Source organism: Bacillus sp. LR_5 (assembly GCF_042709275.1).
Map to the genome: position 1 here is coordinate 1 of NZ_JAVAXX010000138.1, position 16,526 is coordinate 16,526.

Genomic DNA, 16,526 nt, shown 5'->3' on the forward strand with positions numbered 1-16,526 from the left:
ATTACTGTAAGGATATTGAAATAAAAAATAGCTGGTTGATCGTGTATAATCTTCCTAGATGTTAACAAACAGGGGGACGAAATGTTGAAGAAAGTCATTTTAGCCGCTTTTATCTTAGTAGGAAGTACTTTGGGAGCTTTTAGTTTTTCATCAGATGCCAGTGCGAAACATGTGAACGGAAATATTACTTGGTATAATGGAGTCGGGAAAAAAGGCTCTTCAGGTAAGAAACTTGGACATTGGGATTGTGCGACCAAAATCGGATTTGATGTTCCTAGAAACGGGACAAAAATCAGAGCTTATGCAAAAGCGAAGCCTAAAAAGGTGATTACGGTTTATAAAAATGATGTTGGCAGAATGCCTAATGCAGTGCTGGATGTTAGCCCTAAAGCGTTTAAAGCGCTTGGATATCCATTAAGCAAAGGTAAAGTAGCGGGGCATTACAGCTATTAATGTACATATATAATCTGGAAAGCAAGAAGTCACATTCTTGCTTTTTCTATTGGTGGAGATAAAAGATGAAAAAAAGAATCATATTATTATTAGCAGTGATAATAGCGGCAGCTGCCGCGGGGGTTGCGTTTTATCTTGCAAAGGATAAAGGCCATGAGAAGGCTGCTGATGTTTCAGTCAATACCGAAAGCGGTGATGAGCTGCTGGTTTCAATTACAGATACGGATCTGCTGACAAAGTATTATGAAAATGACAAGGTGATCCATGAGGAGAAGCTGACCAGCTATCCGGCATTTGCCTTGGATCAAAAACAGCAGGTGCTCTATTATACGGGCAATAATGAACAGAATGAAATGAGGCTTTTTAAATTGGATCTAAAGTCTAATAAAAAGACGGTGCTTTATAAAGGCGCGGAGAGTGCGGACAGTTTGTTTTTATCAAAGGACCGTTCAACCATCTATTTCCGCTTAGGAAAAGCGGACGAAAGCAATTTTCGGATCGCCGCTTTTGATCTGAAAACGAAAAAGTACAAAAATCTTTATCCTGCCGCTAATGATCAGGATAACACCGTCAGCAGCTTCTTTTATAACCAAAAAAATGATTCATTTGTATTGCTTCATTATTCTGTAGAAGAAGACTACAAGAAAACAGATGAAGCAAACGAAAAGGGCATCGACCCCGAACCGACAACGATTCATTTTGCGGAAGGCCGCCAACATAATTTTAATGAGCTGAAAAGCCTGAACCAATTTATCAGCGATATTGCTGTTTCTGATGATGATAAACGTATTTTATTCACATCATATACGCAAAAAGGAACGGAGCAAACCGCTTCTATTCAAATGCTCAATGCGGATACGAAAAAATATGAAAGCATCATCTCAAATCAAAAATCATTTAAGCTGTTAATTGACGCACAGCCTCAGTTCTCTAAGGATGGAAAGAACATTTATTTTCTTGCCGAAGCCAAGGGGGCTAAAAAGCTGAAGGACGAAACAGGGCGTGAAGCTAAGGTGCGGACGATTTATTCCTATAGCCTTGAAAATAAGACCTTCAAAAAAGTATGGGAAAATCCGAACGGCATCATCAACAGCTTTTCTGTGATTAACTAATAAAAACCACTCGGCATAAGCTGAGTGGCTTTTTTAATGGATGAGGTGCAGGGCTAATGATCCGAGCCATTTAAAAAAATGGATTAGCGGCATCGACAAAAACAGAAGTTCAACATATGAGTTCATTGCAACATTCAGCTTTTTGAACGCAGCTCTTTTTTTCAAGTCTTTTTGCTGCTGGTTTGAGATCACGTTATCCCTCCTCTTACATCCATATTATACCATTAAAGCAGACGAAAAAGCCCTAAACGTTTACAGTTTTGGGCTTCTTTCTTCGTATTTGGCCTCTTGCAATAAGAGGCTTTTATTCTGAAATATAGAATTTTGTCTCCGTTCGGGGTTTGTTTGCTTGCAGGAGACTGCATTTGTTATAGGGAAGAACTAGCTTGTTTTCGTTTGGCTGTTGTTTTGGAGATTCACTAATGAACGGATGCCGTCGACCATTTTACTTCCGCACAAAGGGCACAATGGCGTATCACTGCTGGCGAAGTTTTTTCGGGTCCAGCCATTACAGTCTTCTTTTGTGCATTCCCAAGTACTCACATCTTCTTTTGGCAGCGGTTCTTGATTTCGTTTGTTATAGTAAGACATAAAGTCACTTCTTCCCTCATGTATTTTACTGCACATTTCTTATTGTCTCATACTTTTCCCTAATCTCCTAATTCCTTTTTCTTTATGACTTTCCAATAACCCCATCTAAAAAGGAGAGGAGTGTGCTGTTAAAAGCATCTGGCTCTTCTAAAAACGGGCAATGGCTGCTTTTAGAAAAGGTAACGAGTGTCGCGTTCGGAATATTGCTGCGCAAGTGTTCCCCGGCTGCTGTAGAGAAAAATTTCTTGTCTTCCCCGAAGCACAGCAATGCCGGCACATTGATGTTTTGGAGGGTGCCCCGGTAATCAGCGGCCGTTTGGTTAAATAAAATCGTGCTAGAAATGGCAGCCGGCTGTTTGAGGATTTCTGCCAGCATCCATTCTGTTTCGGTCTCGGCAGGCGGTTCTGCGAACATATTTTGGATGAAGCTTTCGTAGAAAGGCAGCGGGTCAGTTTGAATGGCGTGCATCGCTGTTTTTAAGCCGTCAAAATCAAATGGACCGTGTTCCCAGCCCTCCCATTGATAGTCGGAAGCGGATTGATCGATGATCACAGCGGCTTGAATATTATCATTCCCAAATTGATTGAGATAATCCCATACGACAAAAGCGCCCATTGACCAGCCGGCAAGAACGACATGGTCAAGCTCCATTGCATTTAGAAATTCCCTTATGTCACGGGCATATTGGGAAATGGTGTGGCCGTGAAGCACTTTGTCAGATTCGCCGTGTCCTCTAAGATCAAGACGAATACATTGATAATTGGCAGAAAGCGCCGAAAATTGTTTGTGGAAAAATTGTCCGCTCATCAGCACCCCATGTATAAACAGGATCGGCGTCCCGTTCCCGTGTGTTTCATAGTAAAGGCGTGTCTGATCTTCTAATGTGATGTATGGCATGTTTCTCCTCCTTTAGTTTCCATCATGAGTATGGCTGGCTGCTGTTGAGCTGATGATGGCAGCTGTCACGGCTGCCTGCTGCGCTTGAATGACTGTTTCGATAGCGGTGTATAGTCCTGATTCCATCAGCAGATTTTTCTCCATATGCTCACTGAGATAGAGGCTGACAGCAATTTTAAAGTTCATTTCCCTTTGCCATTTAAAAGCTTTTTCCTGGTTTAATTCGTCAGTGATGCAGAAAACGGTTTTGATATCTGGCTCTTCCAGAAATGTGAGGAGAGCAAGGTCTGGATAATGATAATCCTTTGGTTTTTTGACAGATTCAGTGATCGATTGATATATCTGTTTGCAAGCGGAAATAAGCATTTCGGGCTCTTTTTCACTTTGCAAGGCCAGAATATGGCTGACCTGATGTAAGTACTGTCCTTTTTTAAAGCCGTTGGCCGCCAGCAGCTGATAGCATGTTTCCGCCTTCTGTAGCGCCTGCAAACCTTCTCCGTTTTCTCCAAGCAGTACGGCAAGCGGAACATTCTGAGTTGAAGTGAGGAAATAATGATTTTTCTTCATCTGCTGATAAACTGCTAGCCCCATGTTCATCTGTTCTTTTTGGTTTGTCGTTTCAGATTTTCCGGTGAGCAAGATCAGAGCGGAAAGGTATGTGAACATATCCCGCTTATATCCTAGCTTCACCATTTCATTGTATACATCGATAAAAGTATGAAATGTTTGTTTTGCCTCATGCTGAAAATGAATGTCCAGAATAGATGCAACAGTAAAGCGGTGGTGTGAATTGAGTGTTGAGAAGCTGCCGATGTTTGATTTGATATAGCTGCTCAAATCATAAAAGCGCTGAAAATCAAACTCTCTTTTATTCACAATATATGCAGAAGAAATGAGCATTAATATCTGATCGTGTGAAACTTTCATTTTTAATTTTGATTTTAATTCAGCATAAATGGAAATGTATTGCTTTATTTTTTCATGTAGGTCGTGTGTCAGCATAAAAAGCAGCTCCTTTTGCTGTTTTTACGTAATACGATAAATAGGGCCAAAGGTTCCATAAAGAAAAAACTTGCCTGCTAGAGGCAAGTTTGTCGGATTATTTATGGGGATCTGTTATATCCATCGGTCTCATCATGTCATAGTCTTCATGCTCTAGAATATGGCAATGCCATACGTATCGTCCGCTGTACGGACCGAATGTCGCCGCGATTCTCAGGACTTCACCTGCATGCGCTTGAATGGTGTCTTTCCAGCCCTTTTCACTTGGCGGCGGCGGGACAGCCGGACCGGTATAGGACAATTCCCCGCTTTCTTGATAACGGGCGATATCAAACGGCCGACGGTCTAATACACGGAAGGAGACTAGATGCAGGTGAATCGGATGTGTTCCGCGTGTCGGGTTGATAATGGACCATATTTCAGTTGTGCCCACTTTTGGTGCTTCTGTGACGGGATCGTGCCAGCGTTTGTTATTAAGCAGAAGGACGGGTCTGCCGTATTCGTCCTGGGTGCCTGCCAGTTTTAACGTTCTGATGTTTTGTATTCTTTCATGCTGTACCGAAGGGTATGAGGCGAGGTACTTCGGCTTTCTGCTTTCGTCTTTTTGTGCCAATGGTTTTGTGACTCTGAATTGCATGATATTCGCATCTGTTTCAGGATTGACGTCACCGCCGCAGCCCGAGCTGTTTGCCAAAATGATAGATTCTCCTTCATATGCTGTGAAGTCAATGATGATATCGTAACGTTCAGCAGGCGCAAGGCTGAAAGAATTCAGTTTAACAGATCGCGGCAGGAGCCCTCCATCTGAACCAATCTGAATAAACTCTCCGCCATTATCGAGTGACAGGTTATAGGTTCTTGTATTGGAGGCGTTGATGACACGGAATCGGTATTTCCTTGGCTCGACTTCCAAGTATGGCCATACCTTCCCGTTGACGAGTATGGTTTCTCCGCAAAAAGCCGGAACGATTGAAGGATTAGGCAGTGACGGAGAAGGGTTTTCCGGTGCGCTCGGATAAAACAAAGAACCATCCTCATTGATCGTGCGGTCTGTGATAAGAAGCGGCACATCGTATTCGTCTGAAGGCAGTTTTAAGCGTTTTTCCTTTGGGTCATGAATGATATAAGCACCGACAAGTCCGGCATAGACATTTAGCCTGGTGAGCGCCATGGCGTGATCGTGGTACCACAATATAGCCCCGCGCTGCTGGTTCGGATAATGATAAACCTCTCTTTTGAAATAAGGTCCTGTTTGTTCAAAGTCTTTGGAAAACCAAGCCTCCGGATACCCGTCACTATCATCTGGCGTGACGCCGCCGTGTAAATGAACAACAGTCTTTACCTCTGGCTCTTCATGCTGGCTGTCACTGTGATGAATGGTGTGATCAATCGGAAGGAAATGCGTGGAAGGAAGGTTATTCATCCATTTTACATATACGTTTTCATTTCTTTTAACCTCAATGGTCGGCCCCGGAAATAAGCCGTTGTAGCCCCACAGGCGGGTTGGAGGGAGATCGCGATGGAGCTGATGGGTGCATTCCTCCATGGTGACTTCGTAGTATGTTTTTTCTTTTGATTGCTGTACTGGCTTTAGTGTATCTGGGATTGGGAGAGCATCCACAAATTTTTCAAGTGTCATTTTCATCTGTCCTTATCTAAATTTTCCAAATTGGTACTATAGTTAATGACAATAAGGACGTGATGGTTACAAAAAATCTTCGTGCTGCAGCCCGCCCGAAGAAGAAAATAACAAAATCCTAAACGGCAGGCCGTTTAGGATTTGATCAGCATTAAGGCAGGATATCGGGCTGCTGCTGTGTGACTGGGTTGGCAGCCGCTTTCTCGCTCACCTTGCGTTTTCTGAACACAAGGTAAGAAATCAGAACGATTCCCGTGATGACGCCTGTCAGCAGCAGCTCGTCTCTCATGGAATCAATAAACGCCATGGACACTAAAATTCCGCAAATGGCGAGGATGGTCAAGTAGGTTAGGAAAGGGAAGAGCCACATTTTGATCTTCAATGCTTCTGGGTTTGTTTTTTCAAGTTTTTTCCGCATTTTCAGCTGGGAAACGGCGATGACAAGATAGACGAGTAAAGCGATTGCGCCTGATGAGTTGACTAAGAATAAAAAGACGGTATCCGGTGAAAAATAGTTCATTACGACCGCGATATAAGAGAAAAATGTCCCGGCCACAATGGCTTGTACGGGAACGCCTTTTTTGCTCAATTTCATAAAACGGCGCGGCGCTTCGTTTCTTTCTGCAAGTGAATACAGCATTCTGGATGTGGTATACAAACCTGAATTCAGGCAAGAGAGTACGGCTGTGAGGACGATAAAGTTCATAATCTGTGCGGCTGCGGGCACTCCTATATGCTCAAGTACAGCGACGAAAGGGCTTTCTAAAATATTTGCTGAATTCCATGGCAACAGCGCCACGACAATGGCGATTGAGCCCACGTAAAAGACGATGATGCGCCATACAACGGATCTGGTGGCTTTTGTCACAGATTCGATCGGGTTGGATGTTTCCCCTGCTGCAATGGCAACGATTTCAGTTCCCATAAAAGAGAAGATGACAACGACAATGCCGAGCAATACGGAGCTGATGCCCTCCGGGAAAAATCCGCCTTTGCCTGTAAGATTCGAAAAACCGACTGGCTCACTGCCCGGTGCAAAGCCAAAAATAAAGGCAAAACCAACGATTAGAAAAGCAATGATAGTCACAACTTTAATGAGGGAGAACCAATATTCAAACTCACCGAAAGACTTAACGGAGTAGACGTTTGTCAGGGTGAGCACAATGGTCAAGATCAAACTTGTCAGCCACAGCGGAATATCATGGAACCAGTATTGAATAATGCCAGCACCAGCAATGGCTTCGATCGCGATGACGATCACCCAGAAAAACCAGTACAGCCAGCCGATTGTAAATCCTGCCCACGGTCCGATGGCGTCGTGAGCGTATTGAGAAAACGATCCGCTCGTCGGGTTTACGGCAGACATCTCACCGAGCATTCTCATAATAAAAATCACCAATAATCCGGCTAACGCGTAAGAAACAACGGCACCCGGACCGGTCGAGTGAATCACTGAACCGCTGCCTACAAATAGGCCGGCTCCGATTACACCGGCAATCGAAATCATTGTCATATGGCGGGTCTTTAATTCCTTTTTTAATCCTGATTGAGACTGGTTCATAAGTTACCTCCTTTTAAAATGCAATCATTACTGAATATTATGATAATTGAAACTCTATCATAAATATACAGTTTGTCGAAAATTCGTGTAAGAAAATATACCAGCTTATTTCAAATTTGTAGTGTTTTGTTTGCGCTTTCAGCGAATGTGTGGAAAAAATGTTTCGTTTTTTATTCGCTGTGTAATTTTGTGTACTATTTACAATTCGATAGAATGCGAGAAGCGCTGGTGTCATTGGATCTGATGGGCTTTTTGGCGGAGCAAATAAATTGGATGAGAGAAAAAGTGTTCCATCGCCACTATTTTTCTGTGGCGGGTGAAGCATGTTTCTGTAGACCCACTGCGGTTCAGCTTTGTAAGATAATAATAGGAAAATGTGAGCGAGAGGAGGTTTTGTATGGAGAGATATGATGAACTGAAAAAGGGAGAATCCGGAGCGCTGGTCAGCATTGCCGCTTATCTTGTTCTTTCCGCAATTAAACTGATCATCGGTTATCTTTTTCACTCGGAAGCACTTACGGCAGACGGATTAAATAACACAACTGACATTATTGCTTCTGTTGCTGTGCTGATTGGCCTGCGCATCTCTCAAAAGCCTCCTGACGAAGATCATCCATACGGCCACTTTCGAGCGGAAACGATTGCATCGCTTATCGCATCGTTTATTATGATGGTTGTCGGACTGCAAGTGCTGTTCAGCGCCGGAGAATCTATTTTTTCTGCTAAACAAGAGACGCCGGATATGATTGCGGCTTGGACGGCAGCGGGCGGGGCAGTCCTGATGCTGATCGTTTATCGGTACAATAAAAGGCTGGCCAAAAAGGTGAAGAGCCAGGCGCTCCTTGCTGCGGCTGCTGATAATAAATCAGACGCATTCGTCAGTATCGGCACATTTATCGGCATTGTGGCTGCTCAATTCCATCTTGCTTGGATTGATACGGTCACTGCGTTTGTGATCGGTCTGCTTATTTGCAAGACCGCATGGGATATTTTTAAAGAGTCATCTCACTCTTTGACAGATGGATTCGACATAAAGGACATTTCCGCTTATAAACAGACAATCGAAAAAATCTCCGGTGTGAGCCGTTTAAAAGACATAAAAGCAAGATACTTGGGCAGCACGGTTCATGTTGATGTGGTGGTTGAGGTATCGGCAGATTTAAATATTACGGAAAGCCACGATATAGCCAATGAAATTGAGCGGAGAATGAAGGAGGAGCATGCGATTGATTATTCGCATGTTCATATGGAGCCTTTAGAACACAAATAATGGAGCTTCCTGTCACAGGAAGCTTTTTTGTGTGTTTTGGCCAGCTTTATTGGAAACAATTTGCTTGAATCGTTTTTTTATACAGATTGCTTTTTGTGGTAAAGTTAGGTTACATTATGATGAATTTTGTAGATGACTAGGAGGAAAAGAATGGCATATCGAGAAGACCTGCATCCTTTGCTGGGGAAAGCAGTTGAACATATTAATAGAGTAATGGTTGGAAAACGAGACATTGCCATACTCAGCTTAGCAGCCCTTCTTGCCAAAGGGCATGTGCTGCTTGAGGATGTACCCGGAGTCGGAAAAACGATGATGGTCCGCGCGCTGGCAAAGTCAATCGGCGCCGATTTCAAAAGAATCCAATTCACTCCGGATTTGCTGCCATCTGATGTAACAGGGGTATCTATCTATAATGCGAAAACGATGGAGTTTGAATATCGTCCCGGCCCGATTATGGGAAATATCGTGCTGGCCGATGAAATCAACCGTACCTCTCCGAAGACACAGTCGGCTTTGCTCGAAGCGATGGAAGAGGGAAGCGTCACGGTAGATGGCCATACGATGCAGCTTGCCGATCCGTTTTTTGTGATGGCAACGCAAAACCCAGTCGAATATGAAGGAACCTATCCTTTGCCGGAAGCCCAGCTTGACCGTTTTTTATTCAAACTTCGGATGGGTTATCCGTCCTTTAATGAAGAGCTTGACGTCTTATCTCTTCAGGAAAAAAGCCATCCGATTGAGACGCTTGAGCCGATTATTGCAAAAGAAGACTTCATCCATTTACAGAGGGAAGTGCAAAATGTCCGTGCTGATGACAGCATTAAGGAATATATCGTTGAAATTGTGCAGAAAACGAGACAGCATCCTTCTGTTCAATTAGGCGTCAGTCCGCGCGGCTCAATCGCCCTCATGAAAGCGGCACAGGCATACGCGCTGCTGCATCATCGCGACTATGTCATACCGGATGATATTCAATATTTAGCTCCTTTCACGCTGCCGCACCGGATGATGCTTCATCCTGAGGCAAAATTTGAAGGGATTCAGGCAGAAGCGATCGTAAGGGAGATCATGTCAGCTGTGAAGGTGCCGGTTCAAAGGTCGTCGGTCCGCTGATGAATAAGAAATGGCAATGGCTCATATATGGTTGGAAGCTGATTATATTAACTTTATTGACGGCTGCTGTTTTTTCTTATGCGATGTTTCAGGGCGGCTTTGTCAGCTGGTTTTTGTTTTACGCGTTTCTCCCTTTTGTCTTGTATGCCGGGCTGTTGGCCTTGTATCCGCTCCGTTCTTTTCAGGCTTCAAGGCAAATGGATAAAACACAATTGCATGCGGGGGACAGGCTGGGCGTAACGGTTACGCTGAGAAGAAAGCTGCCATTCCCCCTGATGTATATGGTGATTGAAGATTGCCTGCCAGAAGGTATCGAGTCATTAAATCGAGACGGAGCCGCGGCCAAACGGCTCGTTTTTCCTTGGTTTAAACGGAGCATGACGATGTCGTATGAATTAGCTCGGGTACCGCGCGGAGAGCATCACTTTCATTCTGTCAGGGTGCGAACCGGGGATGTTCTTGGCTTGATTGAAAAAACAGCATTTTTTGAGCTGGATGATACCTTGTTTGTTTATCCATTCTATCAGCGTTTTTCCTATCAGGTGAATGAGAGGCATCAGGAAGACGGTGTAAGCGGTTCTTCTCCTATTCATCAGCACCATTCCTCAGTCGCAGCAAGTGTGCGGAATTATCAGCCGGGAGACCGGTTTGCTGCGTTAGATTGGAAGACATCTGCACGGCGGAGCCAGCTGATGACGAAGGAATTTGAGCCTTCTCGCAGCAAAAATCTGTTTCTGCTGATGGACCGTTTTTCCTCAGACGCATTCGAAGAGGTCGTTTCAGTGACAGCTTCTATTCTTCATTCTGTTTTAAAAAACGACGCGGGTGCTGGTCTGGCTTCCATCGGGAAGGAAAAAAACATTTTCCCTATTCAGGAAGGGGATCAGCATTTTAAGCACATGCTTCGGCATTTAGCCATCGCTCATTGTGATGCGGCAGACCCGATAAGCCGATATGCACGGGAAGAGCTGGGAAAGCCATCTGTTCGCCAAGCTGATCAAGTTGTTGTCACGGGACAGTTAACGGAAGATATGCTGCACCTCGCAGAAATAGGAGGCGGCCGGGTTACGGTGATACTGGCAAAAGAGAAAGATGCTGAGCTCTCTCAAGCTGAAAATGTCATGATTGAACGCATGATGAAACGCCAAGTCAGAGTTCGGGTCATGAGGGGCGGGCGAGTTTCGCGTGTTGTTTAGAAAGAGAGGTGACTGGTTCACATGCCGCACGATGATCACAAGGGAAGCCGTTTGAGCTTGCTGTTATTTTATTTTCTGGCTTTTTTATTGCTGTGGGAGTGGCTCAGACCGCTTGACAGTTTTACTGAAACGAAACATACAGGCTTTTTTAGTGTCTTTATCGGTTTGACGTTTCTGCTGACTTTTTTCAGGATGAGGTGGTTTGTCACCGTTCCTTTTTGTGTCATATTTACATTGATCTCGATACACATCCTGTTTTATCAAGGATCTATATTCGACCTGAGCTGGGTCAGCTCTTTTTTGCAGGATGTCTATCTGAATATCACGCTGATTCAATCAGGGCAATGGAATGACATGATTCCTTCATTTCGGACCCTGCTGTTTTTTGTGCTGCTGTGGCTGCTGGTCTATCTCCTGCATTATTGGGTGATTTACCAGAGAAGAATCTTGTTTTTCTTTTTGATGACAGTAGCGTATATTACGATTCTTGATACCTTTACGCCATATGATGCCACTTTTGCCGTCATCCGTATCGTGCTGATCGGCTTCTTTATGCTGGGCCTTTTATACTTGGAACGCATTAAGCTGATGGAAAGAATCACACTGCCAAAAACATCTGTCCTGAAATGGTTTCTTCCTTTATCTGTATTGGTTTTGGCTGCAACGGGATTCGGACTCGCCGCTCCAAAATCAGAGCCGGCCTGGCCTGATCCGGTGCCTTTTCTTAAAAAAATCACTCATCAAGACCGCGTGTCTGCAGGGGAAAGCAAAATCGGATACGGGAATCATGATGAATCACTCGGCGGCCCGTTCCAGCAGGATGCTACACCTGTTTTTACATGGCAGGGAAAAGAGCGTACGTATTTCCGTGTGGAAACGAAGGACACGTATACCGGAAAAGGCTGGATTGAAACAGACACAGGCATGTCGTATCAGCTTAGCAATGGAAAAGTTGAAAATCTGTGGTTTGACCATAAGGTTGCGACAGAGCGCCGCACCGTCCGTGTAAAAGTCGATAAGCACTACGGGTATAACCATCTGATGTATCCGATTGGTGCGGAAACCATTCAGCCAAAGCAGGCTGTCTCACTTGAAATGAACGGCAACACGGAGCAAATTTCTCCGATCAGTGAACAAGCTGGTGAAATCAGAAATATGGGGAATTATACTGTAACGTACAATTCCCCGGTTTATAAGCTGGATGAACTGAGAAAGGTAAAAGTGAGAAAAAACAGTGAGGAATACACATTCAGCGATCGCTACATGCAGCTTCCAGATTCACTGCCAGAGCGGGTGAGAACCCTTGCGATCAAACTGACTCAGGATCACGACAATATGTTTGATAAGGTGAAAGCGGTTGAGGACTATTTGGGGTCAAATGCGTTCACCTATGAAACAGAAAACGTGACCATTCCTAAGAATGATGAAGATTATGTCGATCAATTTCTCTTTGAAACGAAAATGGGTTATTGTGATAACTTTTCTTCCGCCATGGTGGTGCTCTTGCGCTCGGCCGGCATTCCGGCCCGCTGGGTAAAGGGTTATACGTCTGGCGAATACAAAGAAGCAGGAAACAAAAACGGCAGCATCTACGAAGTGACAAATAACAACGCCCATTCCTGGGTAGAGGTGTATTTCCCGGAACAGGGCTGGGTTACATTTGAGCCGACTAAAGGGTTTACAAATCCGGCTCAATTTACTTCTTCTGAAACAAAGGACTCCGGCAGCGATAACAGCAGCTCGCCGAAGAAAGCAAAAGAGAAACAGAAAGAAGAGAAAAAACAGCCGCAAAAAGAGGAAAAACAAAAGGAAAAGCGGGAGCCAGCTGTTTCTAAAAAGCCGTCCGCTTCGCATACTAATGCCGGTGCAGGCTTGTATGCAGCGCTTGCGGTTCTTGCAGTCCTCTTGGTGGCAGCTGTATTGCTGTATGTTTTCCGCTCATTATGGATTCCTGTTTTCGCCGTGAGGAAATTGAAGCGGCGCAGCGATCAGCACGCGTTTTTTGAGGCATATGACGCGCTGCTGAAACAACTGAAGAGAAAAGGGCTGCCGAAACGAGGCAGTGAAACGCTGCGTGATTATGCAAAACGGATCGATGAAAAATACGACATAGAAGACATGTCAAAGCTGACATTAAGCTATGAAAGGGCGCTTTACAGAAACGAAGATTCTTCAGTGCTTTGGAATGATTCCAGAGAGTTATGGGAAAATTTAATTAAAAGAAGATGGTCTTGACCGCTTATCAACGTGTTGTTAGAATTAGTGAATATTATCGGAGTCTGGGAGCGAGTTGGCCTGACTCCGGCAAACGGCCTTGCCAAAGAGGGCGGAGCGAGCTTCATATCTGTCCTCGTTTTTTTCTGTGTCAAAAAACTTAGAGGAGATTAGGTGACAACCATGACAAAGTTAGTGAATGAAATGATTCTTGTCCTTGATTTCGGCAGTCAGTATAACCAGCTGATTACACGCCGTATCCGTGAATTCGGTGTTTACAGCGAGCTGCATCCACATACATTGACGGCTGAAGAAATTAAAAAAATGAATCCAAAAGGAATTATTTTATCCGGCGGTCCAAACAGTGTGTATGATGAAAACTCTTTCCGCTGTGACGAGAAAATCTTCGAGCTTGATATTCCTGTTTTGGGAATTTGCTACGGCATGCAGCTGATGACTCATTACCTTGGCGGTAAAGTTGAAGCGGCAAGCCAGCGTGAATACGGAAAAGCAAACATCCGCATCGAAGGCACACCTGATTTGTTCAGAGATCTTCCGAATGAACAAGTGGTTTGGATGAGCCACGGCGATTTGGTTGTAGAAGTTCCTGAAGGCTTCACTGTTGACGCGACAAGCCATCACTGTCCGAACTCAGCAATGAGCAAAGCGGACAAAAAATGGTATGGCGTTCAGTTCCACCCGGAAGTGCGCCACTCTGAATACGGCAATGATCTTCTGAAAAACTTTGTATTCGGTGTTTGCGAATGCGAAGGCGAATGGTCAATGGAGAACTTTATCGAAATCGAAATGCAAAAAATCCGTGAAACGGTCGGAGACAAACAGGTTCTTTGCGCGCTAAGCGGCGGCGTTGATTCCTCTGTTGTTGCTGTTTTGATTCATAAAGCGATCGGCGACCAGCTGACTTGTATCTTTGTAGACCATGGTCTTCTCCGTAAAGGTGAAGCTGAGGGTGTTATGAAAACATTCAGCGAAGGCTTTAACATGAATGTGATTAAAGTAGACGCAAAAGATCGATTCTTAAACAAACTAAAAGGCGTTTCTGATCCTGAGCAAAAACGCAAAATCATCGGTAATGAATTCATTTACGTGTTTGATGATGAAGCGGACAAGCTCAAAGGCATCGACTACCTTGCACAAGGTACGCTTTACACAGATATCATCGAGAGCGGTACAGCAACGGCGCAAACGATCAAATCTCACCACAATGTCGGCGGACTTCCTGAAGACATGCAGTTTGAGCTGATCGAGCCGTTAAATACGCTCTTCAAAGACGAAGTGCGCGCGCTTGGCACAGAGCTCGGCATTCCGGATGAAATCGTATGGCGTCAGCCGTTCCCAGGACCGGGACTCGGAATCCGCGTTCTTGGCGAAGTAACAGAAGAAAAACTTGAAATCGTTCGTGAATCAGATGCAATCTTGCGTGAAGAAATTGCAAATCACGGCTTAGAGCGTGATATCTGGCAATACTTCACTGTTCTTCCTGACATCCGCAGCGTTGGTGTTATGGGTGACGCAAGAACATATGATTACACAATCGGAATCCGTGCCGTTACATCAATAGACGGCATGACATCTGACTGGGCACGTATCCCGTGGGATGTGCTTGAAGTCATTTCGACACGTATCGTAAACGAAGTGAAGCACATTAACCGCGTGGTGTACGATATTACAAGTAAGCCGCCTGCGACGATTGAGTGGGAATAAGAATCAATTAATGGAAACCATCTTTTTGGCAATTTTGCCGGGAAGATGGTTTTATTTGTTTATTACGAACAAAATCCGATTTTGTGCGACTATTGTTCGCTTTTTGTATTGTTTTTTCAAAATGAACTTGGTACAATAGACACAGAAATCAAATAAGATGAATTCGTATAATCGCGGGAATATGGCTCGCAAGTCTCTACCAAGCTACCGTAAATGGCTTGACTACGTAAACATTTCTTTCGTTTGATATAAATAAAACACGTTTATTTATTCAAACTGAAATCCGTCTGTAGTCAAGCGTCCCAAAATGTATTGGGACGTTTTTTATTTGGCGTTTTCAGGACAGAATAAATAGCAAAGAGTGAAGGGAGTCAAATAGCTTGAAAAAGTATTTTCAGTTTGATGAGCTGGGCACCAGCTATCGCAATGAAATCATTGGCGGGTTAACGACTTTTTTATCTATGGCATATATTTTGTTCGTCAATCCGATTACGCTTGCTTTGGAGAGCGTGAAAGATTTTCCGGAGGCGCTGAGAATTGACCAGGGTGCAGTCTTTACGGCGACAGCGCTGGCGTCTGCAGCAGGATGTATCTTAATGGGATTAATAGCGAGATATCCGATTGCCATTGCGCCGGGTATGGGGCTGAACGCGTTTTTTGCGTTTTCTGTTGTCCTTGGTATGGGTATTTCATGGCAGGCAGCTTTGTCCGGTGTTTTTATTTCAGGTCTTATTTTCGTTGCTCTTTCTTTAACAGGTTTTCGTGAAAAAATCATCAACGCCATTCCGCCTGAGCTGAAATTGGCAGTCGGTGCGGGGATCGGCCTGTTTATTACATTCGTTGGCTTACAAGGCTCAGGAATCATTACTGCAAATCCTTCTACGCTCGTCACGATCGGAAACATTCACAGCGGTCCTGTGCTGTTAACGATTTTCGGTGTGATTGTCACGGTTATTTTAATGGTGCTTCGCGTGAACGCAGGCGTGTTTATCGGGATGCTGTTAACAGCGATTGCCGGCATGATTTTCGGTTTGGTTCCGGTTCCGACTCAAATTGTCGGCAGTGTGCCGAGCCTTGCGCCGACTTTCGGACAAGCGTGGATTCACCTCCCGGATATTTTCTCTGTACAAATGCTGATCGTTATTTTAACATTCTTGTTTGTCGGATTTTTTGATACAGCTGGTACACTTGTTGCTGTGGCAACACAAGCTGGTTTAATGAAGGAAAACAAATTGCCGCGAGCGGGCCGTGCGCTTTTAGCTGATTCATCTTCGATTGTGATCGGTGCCGTGCTTGGTACGTCTACAACAACTTCTTACGTGGAATCAAGCTCAGGTGTCGCTGCGGGTGCCCGGTCAGGATTTGCCGCAATTGTAACAGGGATTCTCTTTTTACTGGCTACGTTTTTCTCGCCGCTCCTATCAGTCGTTACGTCAAATGTAACAGCACCGGCGCTTATTATTGTTGGTGCATTGATGGTGGCGCCGCTTGGCAAAATCGCTTGGGATAAGTTCGAGGTGGCCGTTCCTGCTTTCCTTACCATGATCATGATGCCGTTAACGTACAGCATTGCAACTGGTATTGCCATCGGATTTATTTTCTATCCGATTACGATGGTGTGCAAAGGAAAAGCCAAAGAGGTTCATCCAATCATGTACGGGCTGTTTGTTGTATTTGTCCTGTACTTTCTCTTCTTAAAATAAGGAATGAAAAACCAGCTGCCGGTGCAGCTGGTTTTTTTGTTGCAAAAGA

At 44.5% G+C, this 16,526-nt stretch carries 15 protein-coding genes and 1 riboswitch; of the genes, 8 read left to right on the forward strand and 7 right to left on the reverse strand.

All coding sequences use genetic code 11. The annotated features are described in order from the left end of the window. The first annotated feature begins 81 nt into the window (after positions 1–81). The gene (walM, locus tag RAC86_RS22720) at positions 82–453 is read left to right on the forward strand and encodes a cell wall metabolism protein WalM (RefSeq protein ID WP_003234013.1); all 372 of its coding nucleotides are present in this window, start codon (positions 82–84) and stop codon (positions 451–453) included. A 65-nt stretch (positions 454–518) separates the two neighbouring features. Beyond that, positions 519–1,565, forward strand: coding sequence for a PD40 domain-containing protein (locus RAC86_RS22725; RefSeq protein ID WP_038428510.1), 1,047 nt, complete (start codon positions 519–521; stop codon positions 1,563–1,565). A gap of 33 nt (positions 1,566–1,598) precedes the next feature. On the opposite strand, the gene RAC86_RS22730 is transcribed toward RAC86_RS22725, so the two are convergent. From RAC86_RS22730 to RAC86_RS22760, 7 genes are all read right to left on the reverse strand, one after another. Beyond that, entirely contained in the window at positions 1,599–1,757 is a 159-nt protein-coding gene (locus RAC86_RS22730; protein WP_014479044.1) for a hypothetical protein, read from the reverse strand. A 189-nt stretch (positions 1,758–1,946) separates the two neighbouring features. After that, positions 1,947–2,156: a cold-shock protein gene (locus tag RAC86_RS22735; RefSeq protein ID WP_003234008.1), complete on the reverse strand. Its 210-nt coding sequence runs from the start codon at positions 2,154–2,156 to the stop codon at positions 1,947–1,949. Between the two features lie 82 nt (positions 2,157–2,238). After that, positions 2,239–3,054 carry an alpha/beta fold hydrolase gene (locus tag RAC86_RS22740; protein ID WP_121572541.1) on the reverse strand — a complete coding sequence of 272 codons (816 nt, stop codon included), beginning with the start codon at positions 3,052–3,054 and terminating at the stop codon, positions 2,239–2,241. Positions 3,055–3,066: 12 nt separating this feature from the next. Continuing rightward, a complete protein-coding gene (locus RAC86_RS22745; RefSeq protein ID WP_173613950.1) occupies positions 3,067–4,056 on the reverse strand; it encodes a DUF4003 domain-containing protein in 990 nt (329 codons plus the stop codon). Positions 4,057–4,153: 97 nt separating this feature from the next. Then, positions 4,154–5,695, reverse strand: a complete 1,542-nt coding sequence (gene cotA / locus RAC86_RS22750; protein WP_377886050.1) for an outer spore coat copper-dependent laccase CotA — start codon at positions 5,693–5,695, stop codon at positions 4,154–4,156. Between the two features lie 151 nt (positions 5,696–5,846). Further along, complete coding sequence (gabP, locus tag RAC86_RS22755) at positions 5,847–7,256, reverse strand: GABA permease (protein ID WP_014479049.1); 1,410 nt, start codon at positions 7,254–7,256, stop codon at positions 5,847–5,849. 37 nt (positions 7,257–7,293) lie between these two features. Next, on the reverse strand, positions 7,294–7,581 hold the full coding sequence (locus RAC86_RS22760; protein WP_167560236.1) for a hypothetical protein: 288 nt from the start codon (positions 7,579–7,581) through the stop codon (positions 7,294–7,296). Between the two features lie 72 nt (positions 7,582–7,653). Between RAC86_RS22760 and mneS the strand changes: the two genes are divergently transcribed. From mneS to pbuG, 6 genes are all read left to right on the forward strand, one after another. Further along, positions 7,654–8,526, forward strand: coding sequence for a manganese transporter MneS (mneS, locus tag RAC86_RS22765; protein WP_015382984.1), 873 nt, complete (start codon positions 7,654–7,656; stop codon positions 8,524–8,526). A 150-nt stretch (positions 8,527–8,676) separates the two neighbouring features. Further along, positions 8,677–9,639, forward strand: coding sequence for an AAA family ATPase (locus tag RAC86_RS22770; protein ID WP_134991986.1), 963 nt, complete (start codon positions 8,677–8,679; stop codon positions 9,637–9,639). Beyond that, positions 9,639–10,835 carry a DUF58 domain-containing protein gene (locus tag RAC86_RS22775; protein WP_167407935.1) on the forward strand — a complete coding sequence of 399 codons (1,197 nt, stop codon included), beginning with the start codon at positions 9,639–9,641 and terminating at the stop codon, positions 10,833–10,835. Before RAC86_RS22770 ends, RAC86_RS22775 begins: the two co-directional genes overlap by 1 nt. 21 nt (positions 10,836–10,856) lie before the next feature. Next, positions 10,857–13,070 carry a DUF4129 domain-containing transglutaminase family protein gene (locus RAC86_RS22780; RefSeq protein WP_029726593.1) on the forward strand — a complete coding sequence of 738 codons (2,214 nt, stop codon included), beginning with the start codon at positions 10,857–10,859 and terminating at the stop codon, positions 13,068–13,070. Positions 13,071–13,232: 162 nt separating this feature from the next. Beyond that, complete coding sequence (guaA, locus tag RAC86_RS22785; RefSeq protein WP_003244399.1) at positions 13,233–14,774, forward strand: glutamine-hydrolyzing GMP synthase; 1,542 nt, start codon at positions 13,233–13,235, stop codon at positions 14,772–14,774. Between the two features lie 143 nt (positions 14,775–14,917). After that, a riboswitch (purine riboswitch) is annotated at positions 14,918–15,019 on the forward strand. A 135-nt stretch (positions 15,020–15,154) separates the two neighbouring features. Then, positions 15,155–16,477 (forward strand): hypoxanthine/guanine permease PbuG, encoded by a 1,323-nt coding sequence (gene pbuG, locus RAC86_RS22790; RefSeq protein ID WP_377886051.1) that lies wholly within the window; start codon positions 15,155–15,157, stop codon positions 16,475–16,477. The last annotated feature ends 49 nt before the right edge of the window (positions 16,478–16,526 follow it).

What these genes read in the sequence shown, in the direction of transcription:
- walM (WP_003234013.1), top strand. Translation starts at nt 82, where the DNA reads ATGTTGAAGAAAGTCATTTTAGCCGCTTTTATCTTAGTAGGAAGTACT.
- RAC86_RS22780 (WP_029726593.1), top strand. Translation starts at nt 10,857, where the DNA reads ATGCCGCACGATGATCACAAGGGAAGCCGTTTGAGCTTGCTGTTATTT.
- cotA (WP_377886050.1), bottom strand. Translation starts at nt 5,695, where the DNA reads ATGACACTTGAAAAATTTGTGGATGCTCTCCCAATCCCAGATACACTA.
- RAC86_RS22725 (WP_038428510.1), top strand. Translation starts at nt 519, where the DNA reads ATGAAAAAAAGAATCATATTATTATTAGCAGTGATAATAGCGGCAGCT.
- RAC86_RS22770 (WP_134991986.1), top strand. Translation starts at nt 8,677, where the DNA reads ATGGCATATCGAGAAGACCTGCATCCTTTGCTGGGGAAAGCAGTTGAA.
- RAC86_RS22745 (WP_173613950.1), bottom strand. Translation starts at nt 4,056, where the DNA reads ATGCTGACACACGACCTACATGAAAAAATAAAGCAATACATTTCCATT.
- mneS (WP_015382984.1), top strand. Translation starts at nt 7,654, where the DNA reads ATGGAGAGATATGATGAACTGAAAAAGGGAGAATCCGGAGCGCTGGTC.
- RAC86_RS22740 (WP_121572541.1), bottom strand. Translation starts at nt 3,054, where the DNA reads ATGCCATACATCACATTAGAAGATCAGACACGCCTTTACTATGAAACA.
- guaA (WP_003244399.1), top strand. Translation starts at nt 13,233, where the DNA reads ATGACAAAGTTAGTGAATGAAATGATTCTTGTCCTTGATTTCGGCAGT.
- RAC86_RS22735 (WP_003234008.1), bottom strand. Translation starts at nt 2,156, where the DNA reads ATGTCTTACTATAACAAACGAAATCAAGAACCGCTGCCAAAAGAAGAT.
- gabP (WP_014479049.1), bottom strand. Translation starts at nt 7,256, where the DNA reads ATGAACCAGTCTCAATCAGGATTAAAAAAGGAATTAAAGACCCGCCAT.
- RAC86_RS22760 (WP_167560236.1), bottom strand. Translation starts at nt 7,581, where the DNA reads ATGCTTCACCCGCCACAGAAAAATAGTGGCGATGGAACACTTTTTCTC.
- RAC86_RS22775 (WP_167407935.1), top strand. Translation starts at nt 9,639, where the DNA reads ATGAATAAGAAATGGCAATGGCTCATATATGGTTGGAAGCTGATTATA.